A 21758-nucleotide genomic window follows, 5' to 3' on the forward strand; every position below is an offset into this window, starting at 1 on the left:
AGTGGAATTGCCCTAAACTTGTGGACAATCAAAATACGGCGAACGGCGGGAAAGAGGATGAGGTTCACGCAACGCACCGAGTACGCCGTCAGGGCGATGCTCCACTTGGCGCGACAGGCAGGGACGGGCCCCACGACGGCTCGCGAGATTGCCGGCGCCCAGCAGATTCCGGTCCGGTTCCTGGAGCAGGTGCTTCAGGAGCTGAAAAGGGCCGGTCTCATCAACAGCCAGCGTGGAGCCGCGGGTGGTGCATGGCTCTCGCGCGGCCCGGCGCTCATCACGGTGGCCGAGGTGGTGGATGTGGTGGAGGGGCCTGTGGTGAAGCAGGCCTGCCTCGACCCGTTTGACGACGGGGCGGGGGTCCAGGCTCATTCGGCCGTGCAGGAGCTGTGGCTCGACCTGCAGATAACGATCCGCGACCGCCTGTCGCAGGTGACCCTTGAGGACCTCGTGCGGCGCCAGGACGAGCTGGACCGGTCGTCGTACCTCGTCTTCCAGATCTAGCCGGACGCGATCTGCGGGGTGAGCCGCTCGCGGGTCCGTGCGAACAAGATCCCCACCGGCCGGGCGAGAAGGACCACCAGCGGAACGTTCACGAGGATCGCCCGGCCCACGTCCCACGGCAGCGACGTCAAGGTGTAGAAGCGGAGAAACCGGGACAGCGTCTCCCCCATCCCAGCGCCCGCTTGAAACGAGACGGGGCCCACATCCGCAAGGAACGGCCAAAACCACAGCGTCATGACCAGGCCGTACGCGAACGAGGACACCCCCGCGTACACCCCCAGCGCCGTACGCTCCATCCGGCCCCGCAGGACCCCGGCGAGGATTCCTGCGCCTGCCCCGACCCAACCCAGGGCGAACATCTGGAACGGCAGCCAGGGTCCGACTCCGCCCGTCATCACCCCCGAGACCAGCATCGTGAACGCGCCCAGCAAAAAGGCCAGCCCGGCCCCGAGCGTCCATCCCGCGAGCACCGGAAGCACGAACACGAGGCTTTCGCCGCTGGGGCCTTTGGGGATGCGCAGCACCGAGTTCACGGCCACGAGGGCGCCGAGCAGCGCCACGAGCCGGGCGTCGCCGGATCTGCGCGCGGTCGTCACGGCCACCAGGATCAATAGCGGGACCGCGAGCGCCAGCAGGACGGGAGCGTCGCCCGCATGGGCGCCGCGCTCGGAGCTGATGCGGGTTCCCAGGAGCAGCGGCCAGCAGAAGGCAGCCACCCCCGCGGCGTTCACGACGATAAAGGCCAGTCTGCGGACCCACCGCTGGGCGCCGGCCCTCATGACGCTGCCATCGCGGCCAGGACGTCCTCCGGTGTCAGATACCGCGGGTCGCTCATCACCTTGCTCGTCTGCGAGCTGAACAGCAGCGAGTCGCCCAGGACCTGTCCCGTCGGACCGTCCGCGACGATCGCTCCGTCTGACATCAGCAGGACCCGGTCGGCCACCCGTGCGACCAGCTCCACGTCGTGCGTGACCAGCAGCACCGCCGTCCCACGAGCGGAGGCCTCGGCCAGCAACTGGCCGAGCAGCGACTTGGCCGGTGGGTCCAGCCCCCGGGTGGGCTCGTCCAGCAGCAGGACGTCGGGAGACCGCGCGAGAACCGTGGCGAGCGCGGTCCGGAGGCGCTGCCCGGAGGACAGCGACCAGGGATGACGCGAGGCCAGGTCGGCCAGGCCCAGGCGGCTCATCCATGCGCGGGCGGCGTCGCCGGACCCGGCCGCCGAAGCTATCTCCGCCAGCACCGTTTCCCTGAACAGCAGAGCCTCCGCCCGCTGGGGCAGAAAGGCGACCCGGTCGAACGTCGGCGGGCGCCCGTCCACCTCGACCCGGCCCGCGGCCGGCGTCGCGAGTCCGCAGAGGGTCCGCAGCAAAGTGGTCTTGCCGGACCCGTTGCGTCCAATCAGCGCGGCGATGCGTCCGCGTTCCAGGTCAATCGACAGGTCGTGGATGACGTCCCGGCCCCCGGCGCGCACGCGCAGACGTCCGGCGCGCAGGATCGTCCGGCCGGGCGAGCGGTGCGGTGCCGCGGCCGGCCTGGTCCGGACGGCGGTTGCGAACCGGCGCCCTTCGCGGACGGTGAGCGGTAGCGGCGACCAGCCCAGCGCCCGGCCCAGGACCGTCACCGGCGGCGCGAACTCCGTCTGGGCGAACGCATTGCGGGGATCCGCCACCAGCGGAGGGCGCCCGGCGGCGAGGTGGCAGACACGGTCGGCGAACCCCGCGACCCGCTCCAGCCTGTGCTCCGAGCACACGATCGTGAGCCCGAACTCGTCCCGCAACCGGACCAGCGACGACAGGACGTCCTCGGCGGACTGGGGGTCCAGCGACGACGTCGGCTCGTCCAGTACCAGCACCTTCGGCTGGGCGGCCAGGACGGCGGCTACGGCCACGCGCTGGCGCTCCCCTCCGGACAGCGTGTCCAGCCTTCGGTCGCGCAGGTGTGCGATTCCCATGGCGTCGCACACCTCCTCGATTCGCTTCCGCATCGAGATGGGGGCCACCCCCAGGTTCTCCATCGCGAACGCCAGCTCCGGGACCACGCGGTCGGCCGTCGCGTGTGACTCCGGGTCCTGCGGGACGAAGCCGACGGTGTCGGCCAGCTCGCGGGGAGGCCGCCCCGTCACGTCCACGCCACCGATCCGGACTTTGCCGCTGAACCGCCCGCCGGAGTAGTGGGGGACGAGTCCGTTGAGCACACGCAACAGGGTCGATTTCCCCGACCCGGACGCTCCGGACACGAGGAGGAACTCGCCGTCCGCCACCTCCAGTTCCAGGTCCTCCAGGACGGGTGAGCCGCCCGGGTAGGAGAAGGTGACGCGTTCCAGTTGGATCATCGGCGGGTCCGGGCGAGGTCCGCCACAACCGGTGCCGCGAAAAGCAGAGCGGGCAGGCAGGCGGTGAGCGCGAACACTGGAGCTGTGATTCGGGGATAGGCGGTCCACGCGCCGGGGGCGACGACGCGTGCCGCGACTACCGCACCTACGGCCGCCGAGACGATCGCGACGTCCGCGGTTCTGAACCGCGCCGGGGCCATCCGGGTCACCCGCGGGCGGCGCCGTCCGTAGCCCCTGGAATCCATGGACTCCGCGAGCAGAAAGGCACGCTCCAGGCTCAATGCAAGGATCGGGACGGCCAGCGACGGCGCGAGGCGGGTCCGCCCCCGCTCGCCGCGCATCTTCTGTGCGTCGCGTACGTCCGCCGCCGCGGCGAGCACGCCCGGCACGAACGCCAGCGCGATCGCCACGACCAGCCCCGCTTCACGGGTCACCGCCGGCACGGCGCGTACGGCGGCCGAGAAGTCGATGCGCGAGTTGAACTCCCCGAAGGCGGCCAGCACCAGCACCAGGCGCAGTCCTTCCAGCGCGCTCTCCGCGACCACCTCGGCGGTCACCCGGCCCCCGAGCCCGAAGCCTCCCGCCCACGAGGGCAGCGCGAGGCGGGGAAGCGAGAACAGTGTCGTCTGGCCCGGATTGGGCAGCAGTGCGGTGAACACCAGACGGAACCCGAGGACGACGATGGCCGCGACAAGAAACGTCCTCATGGGCCGCACTCGCGCCGCCGGATCCTCGGGGGCCGACAGGTGCACGAGCAGGACCGCGCTCAGCGCCGTCGCCAGGGCATAGGGGTTGGAGACCGCGAACGCGTAGACGGAGCAGGCTGTGAGCCAACCGGCCCAGGCCAGCGTGTGGACCCTCACGAGTGCCCGCCGGCCCGTCTGATCCGCAGGCGCCGGGCCGACAGACCGGCGGCCACCGCTGCCAGCGCACCTCCGAACAGCACCGGCGCGACCGCGGAGCGACGCTCCGGTGGCGGCTGTGCGTCGCGGCCGGCGGGGGGCGTGCCCGGGCCCCCGGAGCAGACCTCCTCGACACCTGCATCCGGCGGCTCCGGCTTGCCGTCGCGGCCCCACGTCCATGCGTCGACCGATCCGTCGCGGACGACGCGGGCCGCGGCTCCCTGCGAAGAGAATGTCCAGCCGGATCCACGGTCGCGGGTCCAGTAGCCCCAGAACTCGGGGTATCGGCAGAAGCACCCGTCCGACTTTGAGCATCCGTGGGGGCCGATTCGGCAGATCGCGGACCCCATCTGCCCGGACTCCACCACGAGGTCCGGGGCCAGCCGGGACAGCAGGTCCAGTCCCGTGATCTCGGCCTCGTCGAACACCAGGCACAACCGCCGGACCCGGCCGTCCGGGTCCCGCAGGACCAGCCCCGCCCTGTTGCGGCCGGCAGCCTTTGCCGTGGGCGACGCACCCGGGGCGGCGCTCGCTGTCGCTTTGCGTCCTCCCGCGGGAGCCACGGACGCCCGGGCGCCCGGGGCGGCCCCCGATCCGGTTCCGCCGGCCTGGTCCCGGCCGGCCGTTCCCCTCACCGGCAGCGCTGCGCCGGACACGCCCGTCACCGCCTGGACGGTGGCGTAGTCGTTCGGGCCTTCGCCCGCGACGTAACGGAAGCCGCCCGACGGGTGCTGCAGCGACAGCAGCGCCTTCACGCCGTCGCCTCCTCCGGGCGCCTGCCAGGGCGCATCCGACGGGTCCTCTCCCAGGGTCGCCACGGCGGACAGCACGAGAGCGGTCGAGTTCGCGTTGGTCGGCTTGCCCACCTCCAGGCCCCAGCCGCCGGACGGGTTCTGGGTGCGCATGAGGTGGCCACGTCCGCCGGAGACGGCGTCGTCCTGCCGGCTGAGCCCGGCGGCCAGCAGCGCCGCCAGCATCGTGGCCGTCGTGTCCGCGTCGGGCGCGGCCGCGCACGCCCGCCGGTGGGACCACCCGCCCGACGCGCACCGGTTGTCCCGCGCGTAACGCAGAGCCTGCTCGGGGACCGGCCGCCGGGCGGCCGCCAGCGCGAGCACCGCCAAGGCGTGCCCGTACAGCGACTCCCGGTCGTAGGACCCGGTGGAGGAGTCGATCGACGACTCCAGCCGCGCCGCGTAGTCGAAGCCCCCGAAGGACGCAGGATCGCGACCGGCGGCGACCAGCCCCAGGACGATGCGGCCTGCGTACGCCGCCTTTGTCGCGCGCTCCGGCCCCCGCGACTCCACATAGTCCAGGGCGCGGGCCCGTGAGTCGGAGGATGTCCCGGCCGCGGCGAGCGCGACCACGACCTCCGCCACCGCGTCGGCCGGGTGGTCGGGCGTGAAGAACGCGCCACTGTCCTGCTGTCTCGCGGACAGGTAGCCCGCGCCCCTTGCCGCCGCCTCAGAGCCGGGTGAGGCGGCGGCGGGAACCGGCTGGAGGACCGTTGCCGTCAGACAGCAGACCGCGATCGCGATCCTCAGCAGAGGACGCCGGGACCCCATGGCGTGTAGGCGAACGACAGCACGTCGCCCTGGGACGCGCGGAAAAAGTCGACACCCTGCTCAGACGGGAGCCCGTTTTCGTGCATCGCCCAGTACCAGCATCCGGCGCCCAGCGGGTCGCCGCCGCCGCAGACGGAGTCGACGCAGTCGACGAAATTGCCCAGTCCGGGGAACGCCGACAGCCGGTAGGAGTCCAGACACCCCGAATCGACCGCCGCGTCAAGAACCGCGACGCCGTCGGCGCCGTCGGCTACGGACACCGCACAGACCGCGGCGGCTTTGCCCGACCCATGGGTGGCGGGGCCGGGTCCCGATGCCGTCACCGTCATCTGGACGGACGACGACGCGTGGGCGGGAGCCGCCATAAAGGCGGCAAGCAGCAACAAAGCAGTGACAACTGACAGGGCACGACGAAATGCGCGGGTCACGCGCTCCACCTCCTCGTTCCTCGAAGGAGTAACTGGAGCCCTTGTGACGGCGGGTCGTCCTGGCTTGCGGGGAGACCACTGGGTCCCCCGCTCACAGTTGCGGGTCAGCGCCGGACTCTCACCGGCTTCGCCACTTGCGTCCCGGGCATCCGGACCCGGAACGCCGCCACTCAGCTCTACTGCCGGACGAGGATACGCCCCGTCCGCCTAGGATGTTCGACGCGTGGGCCGCTGATCCTCCCGCGGGCGGGGCGCGGAGTGGTTCGCGGGGGTCAGCGCCCGGGGGTCGAGGCGGGCCGCGACGCTTTGGGCGCCGGTTTCAGGGCAGCCTCGGTGTACTCGTTGTCGGCGTTCCACAGCAGCCATTGGTCCACCCCGGCCTCCTCGGCGGCCCGGATCTGATCCTGGACGTGGCGGGGCGAGTACTTCACGCGCAGGGAAAAGTCCTGAAGCCACGGGCGCTGCCGCGCCTGCGTCCCCGCCATCTGCTCCTTCCCCTTCTCCAATGCGTTCTTGATCGTCTCGTAGGGGCTGGATTCCGGGTCCCTGAGGCCGTAGTTGCCGCGGGAGTAGTGGGAGGGGTAGATCATCAGCGACACGTAGTCGACCTCGGCGGCGATGACGCTCAGCGTCTGACCGATACCCGGGTCCTCCACCAGCGTCACGAACCCGAAGAGGTCGGCGGACACGTACGCTCCCATCGGCGCCAGCTCCGACTTGGCGCGTCTCAACACGTCCCTGATGACCTGGGGCGGCTCGCGGACGTCGCGGTGCCGGTACCACATGTTGTCCACGGCCCCGTCGGTCGGAAAGCGGACGTAGTCGAACTGGATCTCGTCAAAGCCCAGTGTGACCGCCTCCCGTGCGAGCTCGAGGTTGTACTCCACAACCTCACGGGAGTACGGGTCACCCCAGCTGAGGTCTTTCCGGTCCTTCCACACGCCCCCGCGCAGGTCCTGCACCGCCAGGTCCGGCCGGGCCTTGGCCAGCACGGTGTCGTTGAAGGTGACGATGCGGCCGATGACGTAGACGCCGTGTTCCTTGAGCGTGCGCAGGGTGGCCCGGGGGTCCTTCATCTTCCGGCGTCCCCCGCCGATTGCCACGGCCCTCGGCGACGTCGGGATCCAGGAGACCTCGCCGGACTCGTTTTTTATGTCGATGACGACCGCGTTGAGCTCGGTGCGGTCCAGGAGGCCCAGCAACTTGTTGAAGTTCTCCCCCCCAGCCGAGTAGCCGGTCATCGTGATCCCCTTGGCTTTTGTGGGAGCGGGGCGCTCGCGCCTCAGGGTGGGGGTTGGCTTGGGAGTCGCCCGCGCCGCCAGGACGCGGGGTCGCGGTGAAGCGCTGGGCCGGCGACCCGGCGCCCGGTCGGGCGCCCCAGCCGCCGGCGTCCGTCCGGAGGAGAACAGGGGCGACGTCGGAGGCGCGACCATAAAGGCCGCGATCACGAGGGCTGTCAGGACGAGGGCGCGCTGATAGAGCATGGGCCGAGTCAGAAAGACTACCCGCCGGGGGCCGCCCTGTGGAAACCTTGTGAATGACCGCTGGTCAGTGGCCCCGGCGATCCAGGGCCCGCAGCTTGGACAGCCTCCTCGCGTGCCGTTCCTCGCCGCTGAACCGGGCCCCCAGAAAGGCGATGACGATCTCCCGCGCCAGCTCGACCCCCGTGACCCTGGCGCCCAGGGCGAGCACGTTCACGTCGTCATGCTCGACGCACTGCCGGGCCGTGTAGGTGTCGTATACGGGCGCAGCGAGGATGCCTTCGAACTTGTTGGCCGCGATGCCGGCCCCGGCGCCCGAGCCGCACACGACTATGCCCCGGTCCGCTGTGCCGTCCAGCACACACCTGGCCACGGCGGCCGACTGGTCCGGGTAGTCGACGGGCTCGGCCGAGTGGGTGCCGAGGTCCATCGGTTCGTGTCCTGACGCCTTCAGCAGCCCGACGAGTTCGTTTTTGAGCTCGAACCCCGCGTGGTCGGCTGCTATCGCGACTCTCATGGCGCGGGCATCCTAGCAGCGCCGGTTCCCGGCTCCCCCGGAGCCGGGCCACCGTACGATACGCGGATGTCCGATCCGCCGGTCCTGCGCGTGCGCGACCTTCGCAAGCAATTCGGTGCGGTGACCGCCGTCGACGGCATCTCGTTTGACGTCGCGCCCGGCGAGATCTTCGGCCTGCTCGGCCCCAACGGCGCCGGGAAGACGACGACCCTGCACATGCTGCTCGGGTTGATAAAGCCGACGTCCGGCAGCATCGAGGTCTTCGGGATGGACCTGGGCAGACACCGCCAGCGCGTCCTGAAGGACGTCAACTTCTCCGCTTCCTACGTGAGCCTGCCGGCGCGTCTCACGGTCCGCGAAAACCTGCGCGTGTTCGCCGGGCTCTACGGTGTGCCGCAGGCTCGGACACGCATCGACGAGGTGCTGGAGCTGTTCGGAGCGTCCCAGTGGGCGGACCGTCCGGCCCGGCAGCTGTCCAGCGGTCAGGGGACTCTCGTCCACCTCGCAAAGGCGGTGCTCAACCGTCCGCGACTTCTATTGCTCGACGAGCCGACGGCGTCACTTGACCCGGACGTCGCCGGCCGGACTCGCGACATCCTCACGCGCGTGGTCCGCGCCGAGGGGACGACTCTGGTGATCACGTCCCACAACATGGTCGAGGTGGAGCGCATCTGCACCCGCATCGGGTTCGTCTTCGGGGGCCGGATGGTCGCCGACGGGGAGCCGGGAGAGGTCGTCCGGCGAGTCGGCACACGCGACCTCGAAACCGCTTTCGTGCGGCTCGCACGGGAGGGCGGCTGAGATGTGGACCCGCGTGGGAGCGATCGTCCTGCGCCAGGGGCTGCTGTACAGGCGGTCCGGCCCCCGCCTCGCGGAGATGTTCTATTGGCCGGTCATCGACGTGCTGGTCTGGAGCTTTCTGTCGCTGTACCTGCGACGCCTGGAGAATCCAGGAGCGGGAGTGCGGGCCGGGGCGGCGATCGTCGGTGCGCTGATCCTGTGGGACATCCTGTTCCGCTCCCAGCAGTCGGTGGCCATGGCCTTTCTCGAAGACGTCTGGTCCCGCAACCTGCTCAACGTCTTCGCGTCGCCGATCCGCCCGGCGGAGTACGTCGTCGGCGGGATCGTGGCCGGGATCATCAAGGTCACGGGGGCTGCGGCGGTCGCGGCCCTGATCGCCTGGGGCCTGATCGGCTTCAACATCCTGTCCATCGGTCTCCACCTGTTCGTGTTCGTTGCGAACCTGCTGGTGATGGGCTGGGCGATCGGCATCGTCACGATGGCGCTGATCCTGTACTTCGGCGAGGGGGCCGAGGTGCTGGCGTGGGCGCTGTCGTTCGCCTTCCAGCCGCTGTCGGCCGTCTTCTACCCCGTCTCGGTCCTGCCGCAGCCGTTCAGGGCGATAGCGCACGGCATCCCGGCCTCGCATGTCTTCGAGGGAATGAGGTCGGTGCTCGCGGGGCGCGGCCTGCCACTGGACGAGCTTGCCTGGGCGGTGGGGCTCAACGTGGTCTACGTCCTGGCGGCGACGCTGTTTTTCGCGTGGATGTTCGATCTGGTGCGCACAAAGGGGCTGCTCACAAAATTCGGAGAGTGAGTCCGCCCCGAGCGTGGTTCGCCGCTCCTACTCGTACTGAAGCGCGTCGACCACGTCCATCCGGGCGGCGCGAGCGGCGGGGTACAGGGAGGCGAGGCCCGAAGCCGCCAGGCCCAGGACTGCGGAGCCTACGTAGGCCGAGGCGGGGAAGGCGAGCCTGAGGTCGATCCCGGACTGCTCCTGCATCACCCTGAACATGAAAAGCCCGATCAGCGACCCGAAGACCCACGCGAGCAGGACGCCGACGCCCCCCACCAGCAGGGCCTCGACCGTCACCATCCGCCTGACCTGACCTCGCAGCATCCCGACGGCGCGCAGCACGCCGAGGTCGCGGCGGCGTTCGAGGGTCGAAATCAGAAGGGTGTTCGCCAATCCGAGAGCCGCGACCACGACGGCCACCAACTGCACTGAGGAGATCAGGTCGCGGATGGACCCCACGATCCCGTTGATCCGGTCGACGAACTGGGCCCGGCTGTCGACTTCGATTCCCAGCGGCCCCCGGAGGCGCTTCAGGATCTCCCCCCGCACGCGCTCCGGGTCGGCGCCCGGATCAAGCCCCACGCCGAAGGAGTCGGCCGTGGCCGTACGGAAGGTGGACGTGAACTGCCTGAAGTCGAACGAGAACGTCGGCGTGACCGCGGACGGATCCGGGAAGTATCCGACCACCTCCAGCGTCTTCACCCCCGACGGCGTGGGCATCTTCACCCGGTCGCCGACCCTGATGCCCATCACCGACGTCACCGACGGAGTGATCACGACCGTGTCCTGCTTGGCGAGCTTCCGGGCCAGCTCGCGAACCTCCCGCCGCCAGGACGGGTCGAGGCCGGGCAGCTTGCCGTAGTTGGGGTAGTCGATTGCGTTGAAGACGACAACGCGGTTGCGGAAATTACCGAGCACCATCCGGAACGGATAGGCCGCCGCAACCCCCGGCACCTCCTCGATGGCCTGTCCCATCGACGCGTTGAGCGGCACGTCGGATCCGAACGGCCTCCAGGTGGCGGTCCGGACGTACATGTCCGCGCGCACTATGCGGTCCATCCCCGACTGGAAGGACCGTGTGAACGAGCCCAGCGCGATCGAAAAGCCCACCACCAGAGACAGAGCAAGAAGGACGGCCCCGGCGGTGAACGCGGTCCGTCCCGGCGACCGCAGGACCTCGCCGGCGGCCAGCGACACCGGCGCGCCGCGGGATGTCCCGCCGCGGGCGAGGCGGCCGAGCAGCAGCCGCGCCACCAGAGGGACGCCGACCCGCACGAGCAACGCCGCGCCGGACAGCGCCAGCACCAGTCCCGCTGTCGACACCGAGGACGCCTTGTCCGCGCGCCCGAGAAGATCCCACACGGTCAGCGACGCTCCGGCGGCGAACAGCACCACCCCCGCCGCCGCGGTCAGTGCGCGAGGCCCGGCAGCGGACTCCTCCAGTGCGCCCGCCGGGGCTAGCGCGGATGCCGGCTGAACCCTTGAGACTCGCCGGGCCGGGAGCCAGGCAGCGAGGACCGACACGGCGATTCCGGCGGCGAAGGCCAGCAGCACCGACAGGTCGTCCAGGACGACGGTCGTGATGTCGACCGGGAACACGTCCTCGACGGCCGCGCCTCTGGTCGCCAGCAGGATCCGGGCCAGGACGATCCCGAAGAAGACGCCGATCGCGCTGCCGACCACCCCCAGAAGGGCCCCTTCGGCCACGAAAAGCGAGAACACCTGGCGGCGTGTCGCTCCCACGGCCCGCAGCAGCGCGGCCTCCCCCGTCCGCTCCACCGCCGCCATCGCCATCGTGTTGAAGACGAGGAAGCCGCCGACGAACAAAGCGACGATCGACGCGACGTTGAGGCTGGCGGTGGTGCTGGCGAGCATCTCGCCGACGTCCCCGGTCCGAAGTGCCACCGGCCCGACACGGCCGAGGTCGCCAACCACGTCGGCCAGCCGCTTTTGGACGGCGTCCGGGTCGGCGGCCCTGATGTAGAACGCGTCGACCCCGCCGGAGCGCCCGACCAGGGACTGGACCAGGTTCAGCGACCCCACCGCGATGCGGCCACCGGCGCCGTCGCCGCGGATGATCGCCCCGATCGGACGGCGCTGCCACCCATTGGCCGTAGCCACATCCACGTGATCGCCGGCCCCCACGTCGAGGTCCTGCGCCAGTCCCTTGGGCAGCACGAGCGACAGCGGGCTGACGCGCCGGAAGTCCTTGGGCTGGATGGCCTCCGGCGCCATCTTCAGGACGCCCGAGTCCAGCCCCACCAGAAGGGCCCGCTCCTCGCCCTTCCCGGACCGGAGCTTCGTGTAGGACTCCACGGTCGCCCCGACTTCCTGGACCCCCTTCACCTTCGAGATCTCGTTTATCAGCGCGTGGGGCAGTCCCAGGTGCGTGTTGCCCCTTACCTCCAGATTCGCCGTGCTGGCGGCGGCCTCCGATATCCCGTGGAGTGAGCGGTTGATGGACGACCCGAGCGCGGAGACGGCAACCGCCAGAGCCACCCCCGACGCGACGCCGGCTACCGCGAGCAGGGCGCGGACGCGGTGGGACGTCAGGTGCCTGGCGTCCAGCGCCGCGACCAGGCGCAGGGATGACCTCATCCCCGGGGGTCCTCCTCCGGGGGAATGGGGGCGCCGGCCACCTCGGCATCCGCGGGGGTCAGCGGGGGCTGGGGCTGGGGCGCTGGAACAGCGGCCCTTTCGGGGGCCGGCGCGATGTCCACCCTCTCGAACGCAGCCGGAGCTGCCGGAATGTCCACTCTCCCGGGAGCCGCGGGCATGGGGAACGACGTCCGAAACTCTGGCCGGTCGGTTTCGTCGCGAACGAGCTGCTGCGGCAGGTCGACGGGAGGCTGGTCCGAAAGAAGCCCGTCGCGCAGGTAAAGCCGGCGGTCCCCAGGCCCCGCCGCCGCCGGGTCGTGAGTCACGAGCACAACGGCGGTCCCCAGCGACTTCGGGGCGTCGTGCAGGATCCGGTACACCTCGGCCCCCGCCTGCGAGTCCAGGTTTCCGGTGGGCTCGTCGGCCAGGAGCAGCGCCGGACGCGTCACGAGGGCTCTGGCTATCGCCACCCGCTGCTGCTCCCCGCCCGACAGCTCTCTGGGCCGATGGGCCGCCCGGGCCTCCAGGCCCAGCCGCCGCAGGGTCTCCAGAGCGGGACCCTCGGCATCCTTCGGGTCGTGGCCGTCCAGCAGCAGCGGGAGCATCACGTTCTCCGCCGCGCTCATCGTGGGCAGCAGGTGGAAGAACTGGAAGATGAAGCCGACCCGGCGCCGACGGTAGAGCGTGAGCTCGTCGTCCGTCATCTCGTCGACGGGCGTCCCCTCGAGTCGGACGGCCCCTTCGTCGGGCAGGTCCAGTCCGGCCATCACGTGAAGCAGGGTCGACTTGCCGGCGCCGGAAGGCCCCGTCACCACCACGAACTCACCGGGGCGGACGTCCATCGACACCGACCGCAGCGCCCGGACCTCCTCCCGCCCCCGGAAGTAGGACCTGTAGACGTCCGAGAGCTCGACGATCGGACCCGAGGGCTCCGCCGGGTTCACGGCTTGGGTGTGCCGGGTGCGTCCGGGTCCCGTGCGGAGGACTGAAGGGCGTCGTCGTCGGGGACGTAGAACAGCCACTTGCCCTTGTCGGTGATCCCTGCGCGCGGCCCCCGGTATTTGCCCGACGACCGCCACTCGGCCACCTCGACCTCCGACGCCACCCGTTCCAGGGCCTCCCAGTCCTCGTCGGAGGCTTCACCGACGTCAAAGGGGCGCGGCCAGACGAACGTCGTGACGACGTCCTGCTCATTGCCCTCGCCGCCCAGGACGTCGTCGGTCTTGATGAAGCGCATGTCCAGCAGCTTCACGAGGTCGGCCAGGACGTCCTCGCCCTGGGTCTCGCGGGTGCGCCAGTACCTGGCCGGCTGCACGCCCGGACCGGAGGTCGGCTCCCCCTGTGCGTAGGTGAAGCGGCCGCCCTGCCCCCGCGCCAGCTGCTCGAGCTTGCCGTAGTCGCAGGAGACCGCGGCCTCGACGATGTCGCGGCGCATGAGTTGCGCGGCATCGTCCACCTCGGGCTGCTCCTTGATCTTCGCGCTCAGGGAAGCGGCCGAGCAGTCTCCCCGGGGACCGGGGGTGGTCCGGGGGGCGGAGGTCGTATCGCGGTCGTCGTCGTCGGTGGTAGCGCACGATCCGAGCAGCAGCACCAGCGAGAGCCCGGCCGCGCCCAGAGCCGCCGTCGGTCGATTCATCAGATGTCACCTTTCGCCTCGAAAAGCCCTGTACCAGGAGGATATCGCCGCCTTGCGGTTGACAGTCGGAGAGGCAGCGTGCTAGCACTCTAAGGGTAAGAGTGCTAATCATCAGACGAAAGGAAGGGTAAATGCCTGCCAAGCTCATCGCCTACTCGGGAGAGGCGCGACGCGCCCTCGAGGAGGGCATGAACAAGCTGGCCGACGCGGTTCGCGTGACGCTCGGCCCGAAGGGACGCAACGTCGTTCTGGAGAAGAAGTGGGGAGCCCCCACGATCACCAACGACGGAGTCACGATCGCCAAGGAGATTGAGCTCGAGGACCCGTACGAGAAGATCGGGGCCGAGCTCGTGAAGGAAGTGGCGAAGAAGACCAACGACGTCGCCGGTGACGGAACCACGACCGCAACGGTCCTGGCGTGGGCGATGGTCCGTGAGGGACTTCGCAACGTCGCCGCCGGCGCTAACCCGATGGCTCTGAAGCGGGGCATCGAGCAGGGCGTTGAGAAGGCCGTGGAGTCGATCCGCAAGCAGTCCCGCGAGATCGAGTCCAAGGAGGAGATCGCCCACGTAGCGGCAATCTCCGCCGCCGACCCGGAGATCGGCGACACCATCGCCGAAGCCATCGAGAAGGTCGGCAAAGACGGCGTCATCACCGTCGAGGAGTCCCAGACATTCGGCATGGAGCTGGAGACCGTCGAGGGCATGCGCTTTGACAAGGGCTACATCTCGCCGTACTTCGTCACCGACGCCGAGCGCATGGAGGCGATCCTGGACGACCCGTACGTCCTGATCGCCAACCAGAAGATCTCGTCGGTGCGCGACCTGCTCCCGCTTCTCGAGCAGGTCATGCAGTCCGGCAAGAGCCTCGTGTTGATCGCAGAGGACGTTGAGGGCGAGGCCCTGGCGACCCTGGTGGTCAACAAGATGCGCGGCACGTTCCGCTCGGTTGCCGTCAAGGCTCCCGGGTTCGGAGAGCGCCGCAAGGCGATGCTCGAGGACATGGCCGTGCTCACCGGCGCACAGGTCATCTCCGAGGAGCTGGGAATCAAGCTCGAGAACGTGAAGGTCGACATGCTCGGTCGGGCCCGCAAGGTCGTGGTCACCAAGGACGAGACCACCATCGTGGAGGGCGCCGGCGGTGCCGACGACATCAAGGGGCGGATCAACCAGATCCGGGCCGAGATCGACCGTACCGACTCCGACTACGACCGCGAGAAGCTGCAGGAGCGGCTGGCGAAGCTGTCCGGCGGTGTCGCGGTAATCAAGGTCGGCGCGGCAACCGAGGTCGAGCTCAAGGAGAAGAAGCACCGAATCGAGGACGCCGTCAGCGCCACCAAGGCGGCCGTCGAGGAGGGCATCGTCGCCGGCGGTGGCGTGGCCCTGATCGGCACGACCAAGGCCGTGGACGCGCTCGTCTCGTCGCTCGAGGGCGACGAGAGGACCGGTGCCCTGATCGTCCGCAAGGCTCTGGACGAGCCGGTCCGCCAGATCGCGGTGAACGCCGGACTCGAAGGCGGCGTCGTGGTGGAGAAGGTCCGGTCGCAGAAGCAGGGCTTCGGACTCAACGCCGCCACGGGCGACTACGTCGACATGGTCGCGACCGGAATCATCGACCCGGCCAAGGTCACCCGTTCGGCACTGCAGAACGCGGCTTCGATCGCGGCCTTGTTCCTCACCACCGAGGCCGTCGTGACCGAAAAGCCGGAAAAGGCGTCGGCCATGGCCGGCGCCGGCGCGGGTGGCGGCATGGGCGGCATGGGCGGGATGGACGACTTTTAGTCTCCCCAGCCTTTCGAGCACTTCCAGCGGCGGGCCCCTCCGGGGGCCCGCCGCTCCGTTTGCCTGGCGTGTCCGAACCTGTGCACTCCTTGTACTAGGCGACCGGGTAGACGTTCTGCCTCTTGTCTATACCTCTTGACATGCTCACAGAGTGTCTATAGGCTCTGATGAGAGCAACCCGCTTTGACACGAGGGAGGAGCCCATGGTCCTGGACGAGAAGCTCGTGAAAGCCGCTGCCGCCCTGCGAGCCGAGGCTTCCGAGCTGCAGGCCCGGGCGGAAGGGCTGACGCTGGAACTCCACCGGACCGTCCGGCGCTTGAACGCGATGGGCGGGTCCCTTCGGGAGATTGCGTCTGCGCTTTCCATCAGCCATCAGAGGGTCCACCAGATCGTCGGAGACGATGTGGCCGTGGAGCTGTTGAGACGGGTGACGTCACAGGAGCCGGGCGACCTGCGCGGGGCGCTTTTGGATGAGATTGGCCGAGCCGGTCCCGCCCCGGGTCCGGGCGCGGGCGCGGCGGGCGCCAGGCTCTCGCGGCTGGTCTCCCGCGCGGGCCGGGAGGCGATGGGTCTCGGGCACGGGCACCTCGGGCCGGAACACCTCGTGCTCGCCGTCCTGACCGAAGAACAGGACCAGACGGTGGCTTTCCTGGCGAAGTCCGGTGCGTCCCTGGAGAAGGCCCGGGAGAAGCTGGCCGACCTGATCGGCCGGACCGACCCGACGACCACCGCGGCCGGCAATGCGCGCTACGAGGCCGTGGTCGACGCCGCCCGGACCGAGGCGGTGATGAGCGGGGCGGCGGAGGTGGAGCCGGTTCACGTGCTGTTGGGCGTGCTCGGTGGCCGCCGCGAAGCCGGGGGGGCCGGGCCCTCGTCCGGCAAGGGCTCCGATGGTTTCGGCGAAGCGCTCGGCTGCTCCTTCTGCTCCCGACACCAAAAGGACGTGAAGAAGCTCATCGCGGGCCCGGGAATCTACATTTGCGACCAGTGCGTGGAGCTGACGCGGCCGGTGCTGGCCGGAGCGCCCGTGGCGGTGGACGAACGGACGTCGATCGCCTCCGCGCCCGTGGGCTTCGTCGACTCGTGCCGGTTCTGCGGCAAGAGACTGAAGCAGGTCAAGGCCATGGCGGTGTCCGGCGAGTCCGTGATCTGCAACGAATGCATCGACCTCTGCGGGGAGATCCTGGCCGAGGAGCTGCCCACGGCCTGACGCGAAAGTGTTTCCCCCCGGCGGTTTCGGGCCGATACTTGAGGCATGAGCCTCGGAGCACAGCCTGTCGCACCCGGTGACGTGAGGGAGATCATCGACCGCAAGATGGCCGACTTCCAGCACGTGTCGCGCGGTGTGCACGTGCGCCACCTCGACCCGGACCCTTACTTCGACGCCGCCTTGGAGGACCCCGACATCCGGTTCGCCGTCGAGACGGGCTTCATCACGGAGATCAAGCAGGAACTGCGCGATCCCGTCCTCGCCCTCGCGGGCGACCGCGTCGTGTTCACCTGTCCGACGCTGGTCGTGCGCGTTCTAGCCCCCGAGCCTCCCGAGATCCACCGCGCCTTCGTGGAGGGAGTTTTTATGCGAAAGCTGTTCCGGTTCTTCGTCCCCGCCGCCCACGAGGGAGGGACCGGCTTTGAGGCCTCGCAGCAGGTGCGCGAGATCATGCAGCGTCACTTCGCCTGGCAGCTGGTCGTGACCGAGACGCTGCTGGGCCAAGCCTCCTAGAGCTCGCGCCCGGGAACCCGCGTCCGGGGCCTCGGGTATCCTTTGGAGACAGCCGACCGCGCCGGGAGGTACTTCCTTTGGAGATAGACATCGGGATGGGCAAGAAGGCGCGCCGCGCCTACGGTTTCGACGAGATCTCGATCGTGCCGTCCCGGCGGACCCGCGACCCCGACGACGTGGACATCTCCTGGCAGATGGACGCCTGGCGGTTCGGCCTGCCGCTGATGGCCTCGGCCATGGACGCCGTCGTCTCCCCCTCAAGCGCCATCGAGATCGGGCGGCTCGGAGGCCTGGCGGTCCTGAACCTCGAGGGACTGTGGACGAGGTACGAGGACCCGTTGGAAGTGTACGAGCGGATCGCGGCAACCCCGGTCGAGGAGGCGACAAAGGTCCTCCAGGACGTGTACACGGAGCCGGTCCGTGGCGACCTGATCCAGGAGCGGATCCGGCAGATCAAGGCCGGGGGCGTCGTCGCCTCGGCCTCCCTGACGCCCCAGAGGGTCCAGGAGTTCGCTAAAGACATCCTCGCCGCGGAACTGGACATCCTGGTGATCCAGGGGACGGTGGTCTCCGCCGAACACGTGTCGCTGACCCGGGAGCCGCTCAACCTCAAGGAGTTCATCCGCACCTTCGACCTGCCGGTCATCGTCGGAGGATGCGCGTCGTATGACACGGCGCACCACCTCATGCGCACCGGCGCGGTGGGCGTCCTTGTGGGCGTCGGCCCGGGGGCCGCCTGCACCTCGCGGCAGGTCCTCGGGATCGGGGTCCCGCAGGCCACGGCGGTCTCCGACGCGGCCGCGGCGCGGATGCGGCATCTGGAGGAGACGGGCCGCTACTGCCACGTGATCGCCGACGGAGGGATGCGCACCGGCGGCGAGGTGGCCAAGGCCATTGCGTGCGGAGCCGACGCGGTCATGATCGCGTCGCCGCTGGCGGGGGCCTTTGAGTCGCCCGGCCGCGGCTTCCACTGGGGCATGGCGACGTTCCACCCGGAGCTGCCGAGAGGGGCGCGGGTTGAGACGGGCCAGGGCGCGACTTTGAAGGAGATCCTCACCGGGCCCGCGGCCGTGAACGACGGAACCCTGAACCTTTTCGGAGCGCTGCGCTTTTCAATGGCGACATCCGGGTATGGCTCCATCAAGGAGTTCCAGAAATCCGAGATCGTGGTGGCCCCGGCCATCAAGACTGAGGGCAAGGACCTGCAACGCGCCCAGAAAGTAGGGATGGCATGAAAAGCCACAGACCGATTCGCAAGGTGACGGTCGTCGCGCTGACGGCGGTCATGTGCCTCGTCCTGTCGTCGTGCGGGCTTTCGCGCAGCGGCCAGAAGCCCAAGGGCTCCCAGGGGCCCAAGAGTTACGGGTCGGAAGTCGACACGTCCGAGAAGACGCCCGCCCCCGAGGTGCAGGCCACACAGGCGCCCGGCCAGCAGCCGGGCGGCGCAGCCAAGCCGGGACAGGCCAAGGCAAAGGTCACCGCCAAGCCGAAGGCGGGCGGCGGTGCCCCCGCCAGCCACCCGGGAGTGCCGCCGGACCTGTCGGGCGGAGACCTGGGGCCGACGGAGCAGGCGTGGCGGATCCTGAACCAGGCCACACCGAAGATGGTCATCGAGGTCGACGTGGTGGGCGAGGCCGAGCCCGACGCGCAGGCGTTGGCGCAGTTCAAGGCGATCCTTGATGGGATCGCAGACAAGCCGAGGGGCATCGAGGTCCGAAGGGAGACCATTCCCGGAGGGAAAAGCAGCTATTCGGACGGTGAGATCGAAGAGTTCGTGCGGACGAACCGGGGCACGAAGAACACCGGGGACACGGCCAGCGTGTACGTCATCTACGTGCCGGGCACCCGCCAGGGGCCGAAGCCCGGGACGCTGGGTTACGCCTCCGGAAGCCGCATCGCGATGTTCCCGGACACCGTCAAGCGAGCCGCCGCCAATGCCCCCGCGGTCGGGCGGACCAAGATCGAGACGGGGGTGCTGACGCACGAGATGGGTCACATCATGGCCCTGCTCGACATCGGATGGGAGTCACCAAGAAAGCGGACGGACCCCGAGGACCCACAGCAGCCCTCGAATCACTCGCGGAACAGGGACTCGATCATGTACTACAAGGCGGAGCAGGGGGACCTCGTCGCCCAGGCGCTGGGCACCAAGCCCATCCAGTTCGACGCCGACGACAAAGCCGACCTCGAGGACCTCAAGCACAGACGCGTCTGACCTTGGCGAGTCCCGGCGCCCCGCGGGTTGGACGCGCGGCGCCGGGACTCTGCATTGTTGTCGGCGTGACCCCGCCCACAGGAGGTCTTCCGTGACCCAGCCTGTCTTTGTCGTCGATTTCGGTGCCCAGTACTCGCAGCTGATCGCCCGGCGTGTACGCGAATGCCACGTCTACTCCGAGATCGTGCCGCACACCATCGACCCGTCCGAGCTGGCGAGACGCAACCCCGGCGGCCTGATCCTGTCCGGGGGCCCTGCGTCGGTTTACGCACCGGGCGCCCCCCAGTGCGACATCCGGCTGTTCCGGCTCGGCGTCCCGGTGCTCGGCATCTGCTACGGCCAGCAACTGATGACGTCGGTGCTGGGTGGGGAGGTCGCCCGCACGGACGCTGCGGAGTACGGACGCGCGGAGCTGTCGGTCCGCTCCTCGGATTCGCTTCTGTTCGCGGGGCTCCCGGAGCGCACCGAGGTCTGGATGTCCCACCGCGACGCGGTGGTGTCGCCGCCCCCCGGGTTCACCGTGACGGCGGCAACGCCCGAGTCGCCGGTCGCGGCGATGGAGGATCCGGACGACGGGCTGTTCGGAGTTCAGTTCCACCCGGAGGTCGCACACACCCCGCGGGGCACGGAACTCCTCAAGAACTTCCTGTATCACGCGTGCGAGGTCCTGCCGTCGTGGACGCCGCTTTCGATCATCGACGAGGCGCTGGACGCGATCCGGCAGCAGGTGGGCACGGAGAAGGTCGTGTGCGGGCTGTCCGGGGGGGTGGACTCGGCGGTCGCCGCTCTGCTCGTCCACAAGGCGGTAGGGGACCAGCTGACGTGCATCTTCGTGGACCCAGGGCTCATGCGCGAGGGCGAGGCGCAGCAGGTGGTGGAGACATTCAAGAGCCACTTCCACGTGGAGCTGATCCACGTCGACGCCACGGAGCGGTTCCTGGACGCGCTCAAAGGAGTCGACGACCCCGAGCAAAAGCGCCGGATCATCGGCGAGCACTATTTCCGCGTCTTCGAAGACGTCGCCCGCGGGGTCGGGCATGCGAAGTACCTGGTCCAGGGGACGCTGTACCCCGACGTCATCGAGTCCGGCTCGTCCACCGCGGCGACCATCAAGACCCATCACAACGTAGGAGGCCTGCCGGAGCGGATGGGACTTTCTTTGGTCGAGCCGCTGCGCAATCTGTTCAAGGACGAGGTCCGCAGCGTCGGCATGGAGCTCGGCCTGCCGGAGGAGATTGTGTGGCGTCAGCCGTTTCCGGGGCCCGGACTGGCTGTGCGGATCCTCGGCGAGGTGACGCCGGAGAGGCTGTCCATACTGCGGCGCGCGGACCAGATCGTGCGGACGGAGCTTCACAAGGCCGGCCTCGACAGGGAGATCTGGCAGGCGCTCGCCGTCCTGCCGGCCGTGAAGTCCGTGGGTGTCCAGGGAGACGAGCGGACGTACGCCTATCCGATCGTCGTCCGGGCCGTCACGTCCGAGGACGCCATGACTGCCGACTGGGCGCGGCTGCCGCACGAGGTGCTGGAGAAAATTTCCTCGCGCATCACCTCGGAGGTCCCGGGAGTCAACCGGGTCGTCTACGACATCACCTCCAAGCCCCCCGGCACCATCGAGTGGGAGTAGACGGCCCCGAGCCGTCCGCATGAAGGTCCGTGTAAACGGACTGGAGTTCGGCTACGACCGGGCCGGGTCCGGCGAGCCGGTCCTGCTGGTGCCGGGGCTGGCCACCCCCCGACTGTCATGGGTCAACCAGATGCCGGTCCTGGCGCGCCACTTCGACGTCACCTGTTTCGACAACCGCGGCATCGGCGAAAGCGAAGTCCCGGGTGACTGGTGGAGCATGCCCGAGATGGTCTCCGACACCCTGGGGATCATGGACGCCGTGGGTTACACGAACGCCCACCTGGTCGGTGTGTCGATGGGCGGCATCATCTCCCAGGCCATCGCCATGCAGCATCCGGAACGGGTCCGGAGCCTGACCCTCATCTCCACGTACTGCGGAGGCCCGGACCGCGCCTTTATGGACGAAGACGTCGCGGCCCGGCTTTTCGTGGACGGAGAGCCGGCGGCCAGGATCCGCGCGGGGGCCGAGGCGACCTTCGGGCGGACCTACCGCGAACGCAACCCCGACCTGTTCGAGGGCTTTGTCGCTTTCGCGTTGGCCAACCCCCCGCGGTCGCTGTCCGTTTTCAGCCAGCTCGGCGGGTGCGCGTCGTGGCTGGCCGAGGACAGTTCAGGCGAGGGGTTGTCGTCCATGAGAAAGCCGGCTCTCGTTCTCCACGGCGACGCGGACGAGATGAGTCCGGTCCGCAACGCGGAGATGATCGCCGACCGCATCCCGGACGCAAAGCTGCGGGTGTGGGCGGACGCGGGGCACGCGCTCATCCACGAGCGGTCCGACGAGGTCAACGAGGCCATCCTCGAGCATTTGTTGTCGGTGGAGGCGCGCGCTCTGTCCTAGGCGGCCCCCCCGTGTCGTCGCCGCTGTGGTCCGTCGGCCC

General features: G+C 69.4%; 20 protein-coding genes and 1 riboswitch. Of the genes, 10 read left to right on the forward strand and 10 right to left on the reverse strand.

The window, feature by feature from the left end; translation table 11 throughout:
* Positions 1-57: 57 nt before the first annotated feature.
* Positions 58-504, forward strand: a complete 447-nt coding sequence (locus tag VNE62_05775) for an Rrf2 family transcriptional regulator (GenBank protein ID HVE91789.1) — start codon at positions 58-60, stop codon at positions 502-504.
* Here the strand turns inward: VNE62_05775 and VNE62_05780 are convergent.
* The 7 genes from VNE62_05780 to rpiB all read right to left on the reverse strand — a co-directional run bounded on the left by VNE62_05780 (position 501) and on the right by rpiB (position 7726).
* Positions 501-1283, reverse strand: coding sequence for an ECF transporter S component (locus tag VNE62_05780; GenBank protein HVE91790.1), 783 nt, complete (start codon positions 1281-1283; stop codon positions 501-503). The genes VNE62_05775 and VNE62_05780 overlap by 4 nt on opposite strands.
* Positions 1280-2836: an ATP-binding cassette domain-containing protein gene (locus tag VNE62_05785; protein ID HVE91791.1), complete on the reverse strand. Its 1557-nt coding sequence runs from the start codon at positions 2834-2836 to the stop codon at positions 1280-1282. Before VNE62_05785 ends, VNE62_05780 begins: the two co-directional genes overlap by 4 nt.
* Positions 2833-3699, reverse strand: a complete 867-nt coding sequence (locus tag VNE62_05790) for an energy-coupling factor transporter transmembrane component T (GenBank protein HVE91792.1) — start codon at positions 3697-3699, stop codon at positions 2833-2835. The genes VNE62_05785 and VNE62_05790 overlap by 4 nt, the downstream gene beginning before the upstream one ends.
* Positions 3696-5300, reverse strand: coding sequence for a prenyltransferase/squalene oxidase repeat-containing protein (locus VNE62_05795; GenBank protein HVE91793.1), 1605 nt, complete (start codon positions 5298-5300; stop codon positions 3696-3698). Before VNE62_05795 ends, VNE62_05790 begins: the two co-directional genes overlap by 4 nt.
* Positions 5276-5728 (reverse strand): hypothetical protein, encoded by a 453-nt coding sequence (locus tag VNE62_05800; protein ID HVE91794.1) that lies wholly within the window; start codon positions 5726-5728, stop codon positions 5276-5278. Before VNE62_05800 ends, VNE62_05795 begins: the two co-directional genes overlap by 25 nt.
* A gap of 30 nt (positions 5729-5758) precedes the next feature.
* Positions 5759-5911: riboswitch (cobalamin riboswitch) on the reverse strand.
* Positions 5912-6000: 89 nt separating this feature from the next.
* Positions 6001-7212 (reverse strand): putative glycoside hydrolase, encoded by a 1212-nt coding sequence (locus VNE62_05805; protein ID HVE91795.1) that lies wholly within the window; start codon positions 7210-7212, stop codon positions 6001-6003.
* A 64-nt stretch (positions 7213-7276) separates the two neighbouring features.
* On the reverse strand, positions 7277-7726 hold the full coding sequence (gene rpiB, locus VNE62_05810; GenBank protein ID HVE91796.1) for a ribose 5-phosphate isomerase B: 450 nt from the start codon (positions 7724-7726) through the stop codon (positions 7277-7279).
* A 66-nt stretch (positions 7727-7792) separates the two neighbouring features.
* Here rpiB and VNE62_05815 point away from each other — a divergent pair, with 66 nt between their 5' ends.
* Together VNE62_05815 and VNE62_05820 are read left to right on the forward strand one after the other, a co-directional pair.
* The gene (locus VNE62_05815) at positions 7793-8527 is read left to right on the forward strand and encodes an ABC transporter ATP-binding protein (protein HVE91797.1); all 735 of its coding nucleotides are present in this window, start codon (positions 7793-7795) and stop codon (positions 8525-8527) included.
* A gap of 1 nt (position 8528) precedes the next feature.
* Positions 8529-9323: an ABC transporter permease gene (locus tag VNE62_05820; GenBank protein HVE91798.1), complete on the forward strand. Its 795-nt coding sequence runs from the start codon at positions 8529-8531 to the stop codon at positions 9321-9323.
* A 27-nt stretch (positions 9324-9350) separates the two neighbouring features.
* On the opposite strand, the gene VNE62_05825 is transcribed toward VNE62_05820, so the two are convergent.
* From VNE62_05825 to VNE62_05835, 3 genes are read right to left on the reverse strand one after another with little or no spacing between them, the layout of a single operon-like run.
* Entirely contained in the window at positions 9351-11900 is a 2550-nt protein-coding gene (locus VNE62_05825) for an FtsX-like permease family protein (protein ID HVE91799.1), read from the reverse strand.
* Positions 11897-12844 carry an ABC transporter ATP-binding protein gene (locus VNE62_05830; protein ID HVE91800.1) on the reverse strand — a complete coding sequence of 316 codons (948 nt, stop codon included), beginning with the start codon at positions 12842-12844 and terminating at the stop codon, positions 11897-11899. Before VNE62_05830 ends, VNE62_05825 begins: the two co-directional genes overlap by 4 nt.
* Entirely contained in the window at positions 12841-13536 is a 696-nt protein-coding gene (locus VNE62_05835) for a hypothetical protein (GenBank protein HVE91801.1), read from the reverse strand. Before VNE62_05835 ends, VNE62_05830 begins: the two co-directional genes overlap by 4 nt.
* Before the next feature lie 131 nt (positions 13537-13667).
* Between VNE62_05835 and groL the strand changes: the two genes are divergently transcribed.
* From groL to VNE62_05870, 7 genes are all read left to right on the forward strand, one after another.
* A complete protein-coding gene (groL, locus tag VNE62_05840; GenBank protein ID HVE91802.1) occupies positions 13668-15317 on the forward strand; it encodes a chaperonin GroEL in 1650 nt (549 codons plus the stop codon).
* Between the two features lie 167 nt (positions 15318-15484).
* The gene (locus tag VNE62_05845; protein HVE91803.1) at positions 15485-16528 is read left to right on the forward strand and encodes a ClpX C4-type zinc finger protein; all 1044 of its coding nucleotides are present in this window, start codon (positions 15485-15487) and stop codon (positions 16526-16528) included.
* Positions 16529-16573: 45 nt separating this feature from the next.
* A complete protein-coding gene (locus tag VNE62_05850) occupies positions 16574-17041 on the forward strand; it encodes a hypothetical protein (GenBank protein ID HVE91804.1) in 468 nt (155 codons plus the stop codon).
* Positions 17042-17136: 95 nt separating this feature from the next.
* A complete protein-coding gene (locus VNE62_05855; protein ID HVE91805.1) occupies positions 17137-18276 on the forward strand; it encodes a GuaB3 family IMP dehydrogenase-related protein in 1140 nt (379 codons plus the stop codon).
* Positions 18273-19256 (forward strand): hypothetical protein, encoded by a 984-nt coding sequence (locus VNE62_05860; protein HVE91806.1) that lies wholly within the window; start codon positions 18273-18275, stop codon positions 19254-19256. Before VNE62_05855 ends, VNE62_05860 begins: the two co-directional genes overlap by 4 nt.
* A 49-nt stretch (positions 19257-19305) precedes the next feature.
* Positions 19306-20880 carry a glutamine-hydrolyzing GMP synthase gene (gene guaA, locus VNE62_05865; protein HVE91807.1) on the forward strand — a complete coding sequence of 525 codons (1575 nt, stop codon included), beginning with the start codon at positions 19306-19308 and terminating at the stop codon, positions 20878-20880.
* 19 nt (positions 20881-20899) lie between these two features.
* Positions 20900-21718, forward strand: coding sequence for an alpha/beta hydrolase (locus VNE62_05870; GenBank protein HVE91808.1), 819 nt, complete (start codon positions 20900-20902; stop codon positions 21716-21718).
* The last annotated feature ends 40 nt before the right edge of the window (positions 21719-21758 follow it).

It is taken from the genome of Actinomycetota bacterium, from assembly GCA_035536535.1.
GTDB lineage: Bacteria > Actinomycetota > JAICYB01 > JAICYB01 > JAICYB01 > DATLNZ01.

Coding starts and splice junctions, on each gene's coding strand:
- VNE62_05780 (HVE91790.1), bottom strand. CDS start 1,283: ATGAGGGCCGGCGCCCAGCGGTGGGTCCGCAGACTGGCCTTTATCGTC.
- VNE62_05805 (HVE91795.1), bottom strand. CDS start 7,212: ATGCTCTATCAGCGCGCCCTCGTCCTGACAGCCCTCGTGATCGCGGCC.
- VNE62_05870 (HVE91808.1), top strand. CDS start 20,900: ATGAAGGTCCGTGTAAACGGACTGGAGTTCGGCTACGACCGGGCCGGG.
- VNE62_05825 (HVE91799.1), bottom strand. CDS start 11,900: ATGAGGTCATCCCTGCGCCTGGTCGCGGCGCTGGACGCCAGGCACCTG.
- VNE62_05795 (HVE91793.1), bottom strand. CDS start 5,300: ATGGGGTCCCGGCGTCCTCTGCTGAGGATCGCGATCGCGGTCTGCTGT.
- VNE62_05835 (HVE91801.1), bottom strand. CDS start 13,536: ATGAATCGACCGACGGCGGCTCTGGGCGCGGCCGGGCTCTCGCTGGTG.
- VNE62_05850 (HVE91804.1), top strand. CDS start 16,574: ATGAGCCTCGGAGCACAGCCTGTCGCACCCGGTGACGTGAGGGAGATC.
- VNE62_05855 (HVE91805.1), top strand. CDS start 17,137: ATGGGCAAGAAGGCGCGCCGCGCCTACGGTTTCGACGAGATCTCGATC.
- VNE62_05775 (HVE91789.1), top strand. CDS start 58: ATGAGGTTCACGCAACGCACCGAGTACGCCGTCAGGGCGATGCTCCAC.
- rpiB (HVE91796.1), bottom strand. CDS start 7,726: ATGAGAGTCGCGATAGCAGCCGACCACGCGGGGTTCGAGCTCAAAAAC.
- VNE62_05845 (HVE91803.1), top strand. CDS start 15,485: ATGAGAGCAACCCGCTTTGACACGAGGGAGGAGCCCATGGTCCTGGAC.
- VNE62_05785 (HVE91791.1), bottom strand. CDS start 2,836: ATGATCCAACTGGAACGCGTCACCTTCTCCTACCCGGGCGGCTCACCC.
- VNE62_05860 (HVE91806.1), top strand. CDS start 18,273: ATGAAAAGCCACAGACCGATTCGCAAGGTGACGGTCGTCGCGCTGACG.
- groL (HVE91802.1), top strand. CDS start 13,668: ATGCCTGCCAAGCTCATCGCCTACTCGGGAGAGGCGCGACGCGCCCTC.
- VNE62_05815 (HVE91797.1), top strand. CDS start 7,793: ATGTCCGATCCGCCGGTCCTGCGCGTGCGCGACCTTCGCAAGCAATTC.
- VNE62_05820 (HVE91798.1), top strand. CDS start 8,529: ATGTGGACCCGCGTGGGAGCGATCGTCCTGCGCCAGGGGCTGCTGTAC.